Raw genomic sequence first — 12,694 nt, forward strand, 5'->3', positions numbered from 1 at the left:
ACCGCGAAGGAGTCATCGGACTCCTTCGCGGTCGTCGCCGCTGTAGTCCACGACGTCCCGCCTGCCCTCGTTCTCCCGGTCCGCGACGGCGGCGTGCTCCGGATGGTGGATGTCGAAGGCCGGCGAGTCGGACCGGACCCGGGGCAGCGCGGAGAAGTTGTGGCGTGGCGGCGGGCAGGAGGTGGCCCACTCCAGCGACCGGCCGTAGCCCCAGGGGTCGTCGACCTCGATCTTCGGGGCGTACTTCCGCGTCCTCCAGACGTTGTACAGGAACACCAGGGTCGACGCGCCCAGCAGGAACGAGCCCACGCTGGAGACGGTGTTCAGCGCGGTGAACCCGTCGGCCGCGAGGTAGTCGGCGTAGCGGCGGGGCATGCCTTCGGCGCCCAGCCAGTGCTGCACCAGGAAGGTGGTGTGGAAGCCGACGAAGAGCGTCCAGAAGTGGATCTTGCCCAGTCGCTCGTCGAGCATCCTGCCGGTCATCTTCGGCCACCAGAAGTGGAAGCCGCCGAACATGGCGAAGACGATGGTGCCGAAGAGCACGTAGTGGAAGTGGGCCACCACGAAGTAGCTGTCCGTCACGTGCCAGTCCAGGACCGGGGAGCCGAGCACCACGCCGGTGAGGCCTCCGAAGAGGAAGGTGACCAGGAAGCCGACCGCCCACAGCATCGGCGTCTCGAAGGACAGCGAGCCCTTCCACATGGTCCCGATCCAGTTGAAGAACTTCACTCCGGTGGGCACGGCGATCAGGAAGGTCATGAAGGAGAAGAACGGCAGCAGCACGGCGCCGGTGGCGAACATGTGGTGGGCCCACACCGTCGCGGAGAGGGCCGTGATGGTGATGGTGGCGCCGACCAGTCCCATGTAGCCGAAGATCGGCTTGCGGCTGAAGACCGGGATGATCTCGGTCACCACGCCGAAGAACGGCAGCGCGAGGATGTAGACCTCGGGGTGGCCGAAGAACCAGAACAGGTGCTGCCACAGTACCGCCCCGCCGTTCTCCGGGGCGAACACCCGGGCGCCGAACTGCCGGTCGGCCTCCAGGACGAAGAGCGCCGCCGCGAGCACCGGGAAGGCGAGCAGGACCAGCACCGAGGTGAGCAGGACGTTCCAGGTGAACAGTGGCATCCGGAACATGGTCATGCCGGGGGCGCGCATGCAGATGATCGTGGTGATGAAGTTGACCGCGCCGAGGATGGTGCCGAACCCGGAGAGCGCCAGCCCCATGATCCACAGGTCGGCCCCGAGTGAGGGGCTGCGCCCGGCCGAACTGAGCGGCGTGTAGGCGGTCCATCCGAAGTCGGGCGCGCCCTCGGGGGTGAGGAAGCCGCTGATCGCGATCAGCCCGCCGAACAGGAACAGCCAGTAGGAGAACATGTTCAGCCGCGGGAAGGCCACGTCGGGCGAACCGATCTGCAGCGGCATGATCGCGTTGGCGAACCCCGCGAAGGTGGGCGTCGCGAAGAGCAGCAGCATCACCGCCCCGTGCATGGTGAACGCCTGGTTGTACTGCTCGTGGGAGACGAACTGGATGCCGGGGCGGGCGAGCTCGGCGCGCATGACCATGGCCAGCACGCCGGCCAGCAGGAAGAAGCCGAACGACGTGGCCAGGTAGAGGTGCCCGATCGTCTTGTGGTCCGTGGTCGAGGCCCAGGCGATGACCGCGGCGCCCCTGCGGCGTTTCCTCCTGGACGCGGGGGCGACCGGCTCCGTCTCCCGCTCCGTCCTCGTCCCTGTCTCCGTCGTCGGCGGCCTGCGCTCCTCGGCCTCAGTCACGGCCGCGCCGCCCGTCGCGGGAACCGGCGTACGCGGCGACCCGTGCCGCGCGCAGCGTGCGGGTGGGGCGCAGCCCGGGCAGGCAGTGGGCGTACGGCTCGAAGGAGAGGGTGTGCTCGGCCGGTTCGGGGCCGGCCGGTCCGAGGGTGAGGGAGGCGAACATCCGCCGTGGCTCGCCGGCGGTCTCGGCGCAGAGCCGGAACCCGACGGCGTTCCGGCCGAGCGCCTTCCGCAGCCCGGCCAGGGTGACGGGGGCCCGGACCCGTCCGGCGGCGGGCGTCACGGGGTGCGCGGTGAGCAGGCGGTGCCGGCCGCCCACCTGGTAGGCGGTGAGGGTGGAGTACGGGCCGCTCAGCGCGTCCCTGCGCGGGAGCGGCAGGCGGCGGCCGAGCCGGCCGGGGCCGCAGGAGGTGAACAGCAGGTCGAGCGTGGCGCCCGCGCCGTCGGCGTCGTCCACCCGCAGGGCGAGACCGATGCCGTCGGGCAGGCCGCCGGGAAGGCCGGCCGCCCGTGACCACCGTGCGGTGACGGGGTGGACGGCGGGCCGGTCCAGCCAGTCCACTCCCCAGCCGCCCGACGGGTCGCCGGGGATCTCGAGCGTCCCGGTGGTCGTCACACCGGCCGGGTGCAGCGCGGGCGCGGCCCGCACCCGCGCCACCTGCCGGGCGACGGCGTACAGCGTCCTGTCGAACGGGCCTGTCATCTCGCACCCCTCTCCCGGCCGCCCGGCGGCCGGACTCCGTACCCCCGGGCCCCTCCCGGAGACGCCGCGCGGCGGCGGGTCCGGCACCCCCGCCGCCGCGTGGACGGTTCGGCCGCCGCCCGGTGCCTTGCGCCGCCTCGGCCGTCGCGGCGAGTCGTCCGTCATGCTCCGTGGCGGGTCCCAGCGCGGGGTGGGTCCACGCCAGGGAGCATCGCGCGTTCATCCGTTCGGGGCAGGCGGGTGGCGTCCGGACGGCCGCGCCCTCCTCGGGGTCATCGTCCGCCGTTCGGGGGGCGGTGCGGGGGCTGCTCGGGCGTGGGCCGGTGGACGGGGTTGGGGACGGGGCGGACGACGGGGCCGCCGCCGTTGGCGGTGACCCGCACCGGCTGGCCGTGGTGGCTGATGGTCAGCGGCTTGCCGCTGACCAGTTTGTAGGCCGCCGTGTCCTGGGTGATCTCGACCCGCAGGCAGCGGCCGAGGACCTGAAGGGTGAAGGCGAGGCGGCTGAACTTCTCCGGCAGTCTGGGCGAGAACTCCAGCCGGTCGCCGCGCTGCCGCAGTCCGCCGAACCCCGCGACCAGGGCCAGCCAGGCCCCGGCCAGGGAGGCGATGTGCAGGCCGTCGCGGGCGTTGTGCTCCAGGTCGTCGAGGTCCATCAGGGCCGCCTCGGCCGTGTAGTCGTAGGCGAGCCGCAGGTGGCCCGCTCGGGCGGCGATGACGGCCTGGCAGCAGGCGGACAGGGAGGAGTCGCGGACGGTCAGCGGCTCGTAGTAGGCGAAGTTCCGGGCGATCTGCTCCTCGTCGAACATGTCGTCGCAGGTGTACATCGCCAGGACCAGGTCGGCCTGCTTGATGACCTGCTTGCGGTACAGGTCGAAGTAGGGGAAGTGGAGCAGCAGCGGGTACTGGTCGGGGCCGGTCTTGTCGAAGTTCCACCGCTGGTGGCCGGTGAAGCCGGCCGACTGCTCGTGGACGCGCAGTTCGTCGTTGTAGGGGATGTGCATCGAGGCCGCGGCGTCGCGCCAGCCGGCGCTCTCCTCGTCGTCGACCCCGAGCTGGGCGGCCTGGTCGGCGTGGCGTTCCACCGCGTCGGCCGCGGCGAGCAGGTTGGCCCGGGCCATGAGGTTGGTGAAGGCGTTGTCGTCGACGACGGCGCTGTACTCGTCGGGGCCGGTGACGCCGTCGATGTGGAAGTTGCCGTGGTGGTCGTGGTGGCCGAGAGAGCGCCACAGCCGGGCCGTCTCCACCAGCAGTTCCAGGCCGACCTCGCGCTCGAAGCGGGTGTCGCCGGTGGCGGCGACGTAGCGGACCACGGCGGAGGCGATGTCGGCGTTCACGTGGAAGGCGGCGGTGCCGGCGGGCCAGTAGCCGGAGCATTCGGAGCCGTCGATGGTCCGCCAGGGGAACGCGGCTCCGCGCAGCCCCAGGGTGGCGGCGCGCTCCTTGGCGACCTCCAGGGTGTTGTGCCGCCAGCGCAGCGCCTCTGCCACCGCCTTGGGCGAGGTGTAGGTGAGGGGGGTGAGCACGAAGGTCTCGGTGTCCCAGAAGGCGTGCCCGTCGTAGCCGGAGCCGGTGAGGCCCTTGGCGGGGATGGCGCGCTCCTCCGCGCGGACGCCGGCCTGCAGGACGTGGAAGAGGGCGAAACGGACGGCCTGCTGGATCTCCTCGTCGCCGTCGACCTCGACGTCGGCGCGCCCCCAGAAGTCGGCGAGGAACTCCTCCTGCTCCTTGAGCAGGCCGTCCCAGCCGCTGTGCCGGGCGGCGGCCAGGGCGGCGTCGACCTGGTCGCTCATCGCGGGCAGGGAGCGGGTGCGCGACCACCCGTGGGCGACCATCTTGTGCACCGCCAGCCGCTGGCCGGGCTCCAGCACCGAGGTGACGGTGAGCCGGGCGAGGTCGGCCTCGCTCTCGCTGTCGGTGACGATCGGCTGGTGACCGCTGATGACGTGGTCGGCGGCGACGGCCACCCGGATGCCGCTGTGCCAGGTGCGGTGCACCAGGCGGAGCCTGTTGCCGGAGGCGAAGTCGTGCTCGGGCTGCAGCGGCGACTGCAGGGCCTTGGCGGCCCGGGGGTCGCTGCCCTTGCCGTCGGGGAGCTGTTCGTTGGCGACCAGTTCGGACTGCAGGACCACGCGGACCCGGGCGTCCACCGGCTCGACCTCGTAGGAGACGGCGGCGATGGCCCGCTGGGTGAGGGAGACCAGCCGGGTGGAGCGGACGCGGACCCGGGAGCCGGCCGGGGAGACCCAGTCGACGGTCCGTTCCAGGACTCCGCGTCGCATGTCCAGGGTGCGCTCGTGCGCCACCAGCCGGCCGTGGCGCAGGTCGAACGGCTCGTCGTCGACGAGCAGCCGCAGCACCTTGCCGTTGGTGATGTTGATCACCGTCTGGCCGGACTCGGGATAGCCGTACCCGGCCTCCGCGTAGGGCAGCGGGTGGAGTTCGAAGACGCCGTTGAGGTAGCTGCCGGGCAGGCCGTGCGGCTCACCCTCGTCGAAGTTGCCGCGCCAGCCGACGTGGCCGTTGGAGAGCGCGAAGACCGACTCGCTCTGCGCCAGCACGTCCAGGCTGAGCTCGGTCTCCCGCACCGTCCAGGGCTCGACGGCGTACGACCGCTGGCTGATCACCGGCCACCTCCGGCGGCCCCGGCGGCCCCACCGGGGGCCGCAAAGCCGTCGGGGGCCGCGGAAGCGTCCGGGCCGCCGAGCACGCCGAGTTCACCGAGGTCCGGCACGACGACGTCCGCGCCGTGGGCGCGCAGCGCGTCGGCCTGGCCGACCCGGTCCACGCCGACCACGTGCCCGAAGCGGCCGGCGCGGCCCGCGTCCATGCCGGCCAGCGCGTCCTCGAAGACGGCGGCCTCGGAGGGCTCCACGCCCAGGTCGCGGGCGGCGGCGAGGAAGGTGTCCGGCTTCGGCTTGCCCGGCAGTCCGCGCTCGGTGGCGACCACGCCGTCGATCCGTACGTCGAACAGGTTGACCGCGTCCACGGCGCGGAGCACGTCCAGGCAGTTCTTGCTGGAGGAGACGATGGCCGTGGAGAGTCCCTGGGCCCGGGCCCTCCTGATGTAGTCGAGGGTGGTCTCGTACGCCTCGACGCCGCCCTCGTGGATCTTGCGGAGCACCAGGTCGTTCTTCCGGTTGCCGAGACCCTGCACGGTCGACGCCTCCGGCGGGTCGTCCGGGGAGCCCTCGGGGAGCGTGATGCCGCGCGAGGCGAGGAAGGAGCGCACGCCGTCGGCGCGAGGAAGCCCGTCCACGTACTCGTCGTAGTCGTGCGCCGCGTCGAAGGGCCGGTATCCGGCTCCGTCCCGTTCCCTCAGGAAGGTGTCGAACGTCTCCTTCCAGGCCGCCGCGTGCACCACGGCGGTCCGGGTGACGACACCGTCGAGGTCGAACAGGCAGGCCCGGATCTGCGAGGGAAGGCCGAGGTCGCTCATGCCGACCACCTTCCCACCAGGCGCGAATACGTGCCTGTCGGTTTCCCCGGGCCGGGTGAAAGGGGACCTGTGGCGTCTTTTCGGCCAGAGCCGCGCAGAGAAGGCGGACGCGGCGATTCCACCCTGCCCGGGCGTGACCCGGGACAACAGGGCCGAAGGTCCCTTGCGGATGCGCTGACGTGGGCATCCGCGTGATCCCGACCCGCCGGATGTGCCATGCTCATTGGGTGACGACCGACCCCGCCCCCTCCGCCGAGACCGGTGCCATCCCCGACGTGGTGGCGCCCGAGGCTGTGCTGGAGCGGGCCAAGGGCGTGATCATGGCGCTGACCGGCAGCACGGCCGACGCGGCCCACGCGGAACTCCTCCGCCGGGCCCGTGGCGCCGGACGCACGCTGCTGGACGAATGCTGGATCACCTTGAGCGGAGCCTCGACGGGACGCCCGCCGCTCGGGGGCGACCCGGCCACGCGCCGGACCGCCGCCGTGCCCGCGCCCGCCTCCCCCGCGGACCGCGGTTCCTCCCCGGCCGCCTGGGGCTCCGCGCCCGCGCCTGCCGAGGACGTCAACGCCGCCGTGCTGCGCCGGGTGGGCCGGGCCTTGGTGGACGTCGACGGACCCGCCGAGTTGGCCGCATGCCTGCGCGAACACCTGGCCGACAGCGTGGGCCCGGACGCCGTGGTCGTCTTCTCCGCCCTGCCCGACGGCGGCCTGGAACTCACCGGCCACGCGGGCCTCGAGGGGGACCTCGCGGCGCTCTGGCGCGGCTCTCCGCCGGCCCCGGGGTCTCCCGTGGCCGAGGTGTTCGAAAGCCGTGCCCCGTATTGGCTGGAAAGCGACGACGCGGGACCGTCGACGGCGTCCGGATCGTCCAGGGCGTCCGGGTCGACCAAGGCGTCCAGGTCGTCCAAGACGTCCAGGTCGGCGTCCTCCAAGGCGGCCGGGGCGCCCAAGGCGTCGAGGTCCGCCCGGTCCTCCGCGCGGCCCCAGGGCTCTGCCGATCCCGTCGGGCCGTGGGGCTCGGGCGCCTGGCTTCCGGTCGGGACGGGCACCCGACCGGCCGCCGTCCTCGGTGTGCTGCGGCACGGCGGCGAACCGCTGCCCGCGCGGACGCGCGAGTTGCTGCGGTCCGTCGCCCGGCTCTGCTCGGGCACGCTCGGGTCCTTCGACGCCCGGCCCCAGCCCTTCGAGGGCGTCTCGCTTCCGACGGTGCACGCCGTGCTCGCCGCCCTTCCCGAGGCGGCGCTCGCCCTGGTCCCGCTGCGGTCGGGCTCCGGGCAGGTCGAGGACTACCGCATCGAGGCGGCCAGCCCCGCCGTGGTGGGCCTGACCGGCCGCACCGGCCAGGACCTGGTGGGGGTGCGGCTGCTCGAGTCGTTCCCCGCCCTGGCCGACGAGCACATCTGGCAGGGCCTGCTGCACACCCTGGCCACCGACGAGCCCTACGAGGGCGAGCCGATGGCCTACCCCTCGGGGAACAGCGACGCCGGGGAGCTCCCCACCTTCTCGGTGCGGGCCCGGCGGCTGGGCGACGGCCTGATGCTCACCTGGTCCCGCTACGAGATCGCCGAGCGCCAGGAGCAGCGCCTCTCCGACGTGCAGCGCCTGGGCAATCTCGGCTGGACCAACTGGAACCTGCTGACCGAGGAGGTCAACTGGTCCCCGCAGGTCTTCCGCATCTTCGACCGTCCGCCCGCGGAGGGCCCCGTCCCGTACCACGACCTGCCCGACCAGGTGATGGCCGAGGACCGGCCCGCCCTCACCCGCGCGGTGCGTTCCCTCGCCTCCGACGGCCGCGCCTTCGACGTGCCCTTCCGGATCCGCACCGCGCACGGCGTGCGCCATCTGCGGGCGGTGGCCGAGGCGGTGACGGACACCCACGGAACGCCGGTGGAGGCCCACGGGTTCGTCCAGGACCTCACCGCGCAGCGCAGTGCCGAGCTGGCGCTGGTGGAGAGCGAGCGGATGATGCTCACCCAGCACGGCATGCTGCGCGCCGAGCGCAGTCTGGCCAGCCGGCTGCAGCAGGCGCTGCTGCCGCTGCCGCACGAGCCGGTGCGGCCCGGCGGGCTGCGGGTGGACGTCGCCTACCTGCCCGCGCAGTCCGGCATACAGGTGGGCGGTGACTGGTTCAGCGCGATCGAGCTGCCCGACGGGGACGCCCTGTGCGTGGTGGGCGACGTGGCCGGCCACGGCATCGACGCGGTCGCCACCATGGCGCAGCTGCGGTTCACCGCCAAGGGCATGGTGATCACCGGCTCCTCGCTGACCGGCGCGCTGGCCCGGCTGAACGCCCTGCTGCTGCACACCGGCGAGCCGCGCGCGACGGCCACCATGGTGCTGGCCCGCTACAACCCGAGCGAACGCAAGCTGGTGTGGGCGCAGGCGGGCCATCCGCCGCCGTTGCTGCTGCGCGACGGCGAGGCCCGCTTCCTGAAGCGTCCGGTCGGCATGCTGCTGGGGGCGGTGGAGAACCCGCCGTTCCAGGAGGCGGAGACGGTGCTGGAGCCGGGCGACCGGATCCTGCTGTACACGGACGGCCTGATCGAGCGGCCCTCGGAGGGCATCGACGCGGGTCTGCAGCGGCTGGCCGCCGCGGCCACCGGCCACGACGAGCAGCCGGGTTCGGCCTCGCTGGGTCCGCTGCTCGCCGAGATGCTCGAGGGCGAGCGCCGCGACGACGTCTGCGTGCTGGACATCCGGGTCATGCCCGAGAAGGACCTGGAGCACTGACCTCGCCCGCGCGGACCGGGGAGCGCACCGTGCGGTCGCTCGGGCCGGGCTCCCGAGGGTCGTTCGGGCGAGGCGTCCGGGGTCCGCCCTGACGAGGCGCCCGGGGGTAGTTCAGGCGGGGTGTCCGGGCTCGATGTCCAGGGCGTCCTCAAGCCTCAGCAGGCGCCCTCCTACCCCGGGACGCTCCCCGCTCCGCTCGGGCGCCAGGACGTGCGCCACGTGGTCGCCGGTGTCGATGCGCTGCTCGACGAGGCCGACCGTCCAGGCCGCGGCCCCGGTGAGGACGACGCTGCCGCCCGGTCCCTCGCGCCAGTCGACGCCGGCGAACTTGTCGGTGCGGTCGCCGGTCTCTCCGCCGAACAGGGCCGCCAGGCCGTGCTGCTCGGGGGTGAGCAGGTGGACGACGAGCCGTTCGGCGCGCCGGGCCACCCGGCAGGTGCGGTTCGCCTTGGAGATCCAGACGGTGAGGCGGAGCGGCTCGATGGAGCACTGTGCCCAGAACCCGACGAGGCACCCGGCCCGCTCCCCGTCCGCGACGGCGGTGACCACGCACATGTCGGGGTTGAGCCGTTTCATGAACGCGTCGGTGGATCGCATGCGTGCCATGCTGCCCCGGAAGCGCGCGGGCACTCCTGCGCCACTCCGCTCCTCCGCCCCGCCCGCCCCACCTGGCGGGACACCGCTCAGGCGTGGTCCAGCAGCCGGTGCAGAGCCTGCCCGAGGGCGTCGACGAAGGCGTCGCGGCGCTCGGCGGGGAGCACGTCGAGGGACAGGTAGGGGTTGAGGTCCTCGAGCTCGACCAGCAGCAGCCCGCCGTCCGGGGCCCGGCAGGCGTCGACGCGCTGGATGCCGTGGGAGAGGGTGTTCCACGCGACGAAGCGGCGGGCGAACTCCAGGTCCTCGGCGGTGGGCTCGTAGGGGTCGAGTTCCCAGCGGCGGGCGGGATCCGGCGCGTACAGGGCGTACTGGAAGTCGTGGTCGACGAAGTAGAAGGAGACCTCGTAGGCGAAGTCGATCCGGGGCTGGACCAGGACGTCCCCGTACGCGATCTGGGCCAGTTCCTCGGCCGGCAGGACGCGCAGTCCCACGGAGTCGGCGCCGAGCTTCGGTTTGACGACGTAGGCCTCGGCCGCGGGCAGACGGCCGAGGTCCTCCGGTCGCTCGACGGTGGGGATGACCGGGTGGCCCTCGGCGGTGAGGTCGAGCAGGTACTGCTTGCCGGCCATGTCGCCCTTGCCGGTGAGCTCGTTGTAGACGCGCGTCCCGGCGGCGAGCGCCCGGTCGCGGAAGTCGCGGTGGGCGTCGAGGTGGCCCAGGACGGGTCCGCTGTTGCGGACGAGCACGGCGTCGAAGGAGTCCATCAGCGCGGCCGCCTGCCGGGGGTGGCAGAGGGCGACGTCGAAGTCCTCACCGAGGCGGGCGGACAGGTGGATGTCCTCGTCGCAGTACCGGCGTCCGGCGGCCGGGTAGGCGAGATCGGTGACGTGCAGGAGGCGGGGACGGGCGGGCGGCATGGGCTTCTCCTCGAAGGGGTCGAACGCAGGGCGGCTCGAGGGCGTCGACGCAGGTCAACCTAGCCGGTGCACTCCGTTCCCCCTAGGAGGGGACGGAGTGCCGCCGCGTCCGGTCGGTGCTACGTTTCGCGGCATGAGTTTCCCGTCGAAGCCGCCGATGCGTGACGCGCTGGTCGAGGCCGCCTTCCGGCTCTTCCTGGAGCGGGGGTACGAGCAGACGACGGTGGAGGACATCGTCACGCTGGCCGGGGTCGGCCGCCGTTCGTTCTTCCGGTACTTCCCCTCCAAGGAGGGGGTGGTCTTCCCCGACCACGAACGCCGGCTGGCCGAGGTGACGGAGTTCCTCTCCGGCAGCGGACGCGACGAGGACCCGGTGGCGCGGGTCTGCGAGGCGGTGCGGCTGGTGTTGCGCCTCTACACCGACAACCCGACCTTCTCGGTGCAGCGTTACCGGCTCACCAAGACCGTTCCCGGCCTGCGCGCCTACGAGTTGTCCGTGGTGTGGCGCTACGAGCGGACCTTCGCGGGGCACCTGCGGGAGCGGCTGGCGGACCGGCCCGACGGGGCGCTGCGGGCGGACGTGATAGCGGCGGCGGTGGTCGCGGCGCACAACAACGTTCTGCGGTCCTGGCTGCGTTCGGAGGGCGAGGGCGACGCGCAGGCGGCGGTGGAGCGGGCGCTGGACTACGTGCGTGAGGCGTTCGGCGACGGCGCGGGGCCGGACCGCCAGGACGAGGACGTGGTCGTGGTGGTCTCACGCCGCCGGGCGCCGATGTGGCAGGTGGTGCGCGAGATCGAGTCGACGTTGGGCCCCGGCACAGAGGACCGATAGACGGTACGCAGTGCCTTTACGTGTGGCACTGGGTGCCATACGCTGTGCTTCGCGCGCGGGGGCGCCGCGCGCCGGGGACGCCCCGTCCGAGCGCAGGGAGATGACCGTCGTGTTCCAGTCAGGATTCGCCTCTCACCCGGCCACCGGCTTCTCCGCGACGGGCGTGCTCGACCACGTCGCCCAGGAGACCGAGGCCCTCAGTTACCAGAGCTGCACCTGGTGCGGCACCGCGATGTACCACAAGCTGCTGTGCCCGGTCTGCGCGGGAAGCGAGCTGCGGACGGAGCGCAGCGCGGGCGCCGGGACGGTGCTGCGCTCGACGGTGGTCCACCGGAACACACCGTCGGCCCGCAACGTCTCGCTGATAGAGATGGCCGAGGGCTTCGTGGTGCGGGGCCGGGTGACAGGTCCGCCGGCCGGAGTCCACACGGGCGACCGCGTCCGGCTGGTGACGGCGAAGGACCCGGTGCGGGGCGAGCCGGTCTTCCAGCTCACGGACGACACGCACCGCTCCTGGCACTGACGACCGCGGAGCTCGATCCCGGGCGCTGTCGGACCCGCGCCCCCGCCGGGCGGGGACACGGGATGCGGAGGAGGTCCTCAGGAGGCCCGGGCCGGACGGCGGCGGGACTTGGGCCGCGGAGTGGCAGCGGCCCACTCCCCCACCAGGCGCTGATACCTGCGGCGCTGCTCGTGGTCGAGCCGCCCGCCGGACTTCATCAACAGGTCCCGGATCTCCTCGTTCACCTCTGCCGCCGAACGCAGACGGACGGTTTCAGGAGTGGTGGACATGTTGTGAAGCATACGGCGGAAAGCCGGGGGACGATGTGAGCAATCCGGCGAAAACGCGCGTAACGGACGTGTCTCTGATCACGTGCCGGGCTTGCGCCCCCACACGGACACCTCGTCGCCGTTGCGGAGCAACTCCCAGTACTTCTTGGCGTCCTTGGGCGTCATGTTGACGCATCCGTGCGATCCCGGCGGGGCCCAGACGCTCATCGCCACCGAGTGGAACGCCTGGCCGCCGTCGAAGAACTGGCTGTAGGGCATGGGCACGTTGTAGATGCTCGACACGTGGTCGATGTTGCGCCAGTAGACCTTCTTGAGGCCCGTGCGGGTCTCGTAGCCGTCGCGCCCGGTGCGCACCGGGACAGGCCCGTACACCAGCTTGCGTCCGTCCTGGATCCAGCTCAGCTGACGGGTGAGGTCCACGCACGCGATGCGGCCCTTGTCGACGGGGCAGCGCCCGTCCTTGTTCGGGTCCGTGCCCGCCGCACGCTGCCGGTTCATGAGGTCCATCACCCGCCAGGTGAGCGGACCCGCGTAGCCGGCGCTGGGCGTGATCAGGTGCTTCCTCTGGAAGGCGCGGATCGCCTCGCAGTCGGCGCGCGACTGCTTCCCGTCCACCGGCCTGCCGAGGAAGCCCTCGGCCTGCCTCTGGTAGGGGCCCGTACCGGCGGTGCAGGCGGCGGCGACGGCCGCGCCGTCCGCCGCGCCGGCCGGTGCCGCGCCGACGACGAGTGCGAGCGGCGCCGCGAGCACCGCAGCGAGCAGGGCGGCGCCCCGCCTGCGGATGTCCCCCATGACCCAGGGCCTTCCTCTGGTCCGTGTCGTGCTGGTCGTGCCGACAGCGGTCCGCGCCCTGGGAGCGGTCACGGGTCAGGCAGGCCGGCGAGGAAATGATGACATCACAAATCG

11 protein-coding genes are annotated in these 12,694 nt (G+C 72.7%); 3 read left to right on the plus strand and 8 right to left on the minus strand.

Annotation, left to right across the window (positions count from 1 at the left end; all coding sequences use genetic code 11):
• Window positions 1-12 precede the first annotated feature (12 nt).
• The 4 genes from ctaD to ACFRAV_RS23060 form a co-directional block, all read right to left on the minus strand.
• The gene (gene ctaD / locus ACFRAV_RS23045; protein ID WP_382558201.1) at window positions 13-1,659 is read right to left on the minus strand and encodes a cytochrome c oxidase subunit I; all 1,647 of its coding nucleotides are present in this window, start codon (window positions 1,657-1,659) and stop codon (window positions 13-15) included.
• A gap of 109 nt (window positions 1,660-1,768) precedes the next feature.
• Window positions 1,769-2,479 carry a phosphodiesterase gene (locus ACFRAV_RS23050; protein WP_382558154.1) on the minus strand — a complete coding sequence of 237 codons (711 nt, stop codon included), beginning with the start codon at window positions 2,477-2,479 and terminating at the stop codon, window positions 1,769-1,771.
• Between the two features lie 272 nt (window positions 2,480-2,751).
• Window positions 2,752-5,106, minus strand: coding sequence for a glycoside hydrolase family 65 protein (locus ACFRAV_RS23055; RefSeq protein WP_382558155.1), 2,355 nt, complete (start codon window positions 5,104-5,106; stop codon window positions 2,752-2,754).
• Window positions 5,103-5,918, minus strand: coding sequence for an HAD family hydrolase (locus ACFRAV_RS23060; protein ID WP_382558156.1), 816 nt, complete (start codon window positions 5,916-5,918; stop codon window positions 5,103-5,105). The genes ACFRAV_RS23055 and ACFRAV_RS23060 overlap by 4 nt, the downstream gene beginning before the upstream one ends.
• Before the next feature lie 227 nt (window positions 5,919-6,145).
• Between ACFRAV_RS23060 and ACFRAV_RS23065 the strand changes: the two genes are divergently transcribed.
• Window positions 6,146-8,650, plus strand: a complete 2,505-nt coding sequence (locus ACFRAV_RS23065) for a SpoIIE family protein phosphatase (protein ID WP_382558157.1) — start codon at window positions 6,146-6,148, stop codon at window positions 8,648-8,650.
• A gap of 111 nt (window positions 8,651-8,761) precedes the next feature.
• Here ACFRAV_RS23065 and ACFRAV_RS23070 read toward each other — a convergent pair whose 3' ends face one another.
• Together ACFRAV_RS23070 and ACFRAV_RS23075 are read right to left on the minus strand one after the other, a co-directional pair.
• Entirely contained in the window at window positions 8,762-9,247 is a 486-nt protein-coding gene (locus ACFRAV_RS23070) for a flavin reductase family protein (RefSeq protein ID WP_382558158.1), read from the minus strand.
• Window positions 9,248-9,333: 86 nt separating this feature from the next.
• Window positions 9,334-10,164, minus strand: coding sequence for a hypothetical protein (locus ACFRAV_RS23075; RefSeq protein WP_382558159.1), 831 nt, complete (start codon window positions 10,162-10,164; stop codon window positions 9,334-9,336).
• A gap of 133 nt (window positions 10,165-10,297) precedes the next feature.
• Between ACFRAV_RS23075 and ACFRAV_RS23080 the strand changes: the two genes are divergently transcribed.
• Together ACFRAV_RS23080 and ACFRAV_RS23085 are read left to right on the plus strand one after the other, a co-directional pair.
• A complete protein-coding gene (locus ACFRAV_RS23080) occupies window positions 10,298-10,996 on the plus strand; it encodes a TetR/AcrR family transcriptional regulator (RefSeq protein ID WP_382558160.1) in 699 nt (232 codons plus the stop codon).
• 100 nt (window positions 10,997-11,096) lie between these two features.
• The gene (locus tag ACFRAV_RS23085) at window positions 11,097-11,519 is read left to right on the plus strand and encodes an OB-fold domain-containing protein (protein WP_351116900.1); all 423 of its coding nucleotides are present in this window, start codon (window positions 11,097-11,099) and stop codon (window positions 11,517-11,519) included.
• A 77-nt stretch (window positions 11,520-11,596) separates the two neighbouring features.
• Here the strand turns inward: ACFRAV_RS23085 and ACFRAV_RS23090 are convergent, their stop codons facing one another.
• Together ACFRAV_RS23090 and ACFRAV_RS23095 are read right to left on the minus strand one after the other, a co-directional pair.
• A complete protein-coding gene (locus ACFRAV_RS23090; RefSeq protein WP_108955618.1) occupies window positions 11,597-11,800 on the minus strand; it encodes a hypothetical protein in 204 nt (67 codons plus the stop codon).
• Window positions 11,801-11,866: 66 nt separating this feature from the next.
• Entirely contained in the window at window positions 11,867-12,580 is a 714-nt protein-coding gene (locus tag ACFRAV_RS23095; RefSeq protein ID WP_382558161.1) for a L,D-transpeptidase family protein, read from the minus strand.
• Window positions 12,581-12,694 lie beyond the last annotated feature (114 nt).

It is taken from the genome of Streptomyces sp. NPDC056600 (assembly GCF_042792855.1).
Lineage (GTDB): Bacteria > Actinomycetota > Actinomycetes > Streptomycetales > Streptomycetaceae > Streptomyces.

Bases quoted from the DNA above. Each gene is read 5' to 3' on its own strand.
- ACFRAV_RS23050 (WP_382558154.1), bottom strand. From the start codon at position 2,479: ATGACAGGCCCGTTCGACAGGACGCTGTACGCCGTCGCCCGGCAGGTG.
- ACFRAV_RS23060 (WP_382558156.1), bottom strand. From the start codon at position 5,918: ATGAGCGACCTCGGCCTTCCCTCGCAGATCCGGGCCTGCCTGTTCGAC.
- ACFRAV_RS23070 (WP_382558158.1), bottom strand. From the start codon at position 9,247: ATGCGATCCACCGACGCGTTCATGAAACGGCTCAACCCCGACATGTGC.
- ACFRAV_RS23075 (WP_382558159.1), bottom strand. From the start codon at position 10,164: ATGCCGCCCGCCCGTCCCCGCCTCCTGCACGTCACCGATCTCGCCTAC.
- ACFRAV_RS23080 (WP_382558160.1), top strand. From the start codon at position 10,298: ATGAGTTTCCCGTCGAAGCCGCCGATGCGTGACGCGCTGGTCGAGGCC.
- ACFRAV_RS23085 (WP_351116900.1), top strand. From the start codon at position 11,097: ATGACCGTCGTGTTCCAGTCAGGATTCGCCTCTCACCCGGCCACCGGC.
- ACFRAV_RS23090 (WP_108955618.1), bottom strand. From the start codon at position 11,800: ATGCTTCACAACATGTCCACCACTCCTGAAACCGTCCGTCTGCGTTCG.
- ACFRAV_RS23095 (WP_382558161.1), bottom strand. From the start codon at position 12,580: ATGGGGGACATCCGCAGGCGGGGCGCCGCCCTGCTCGCTGCGGTGCTC.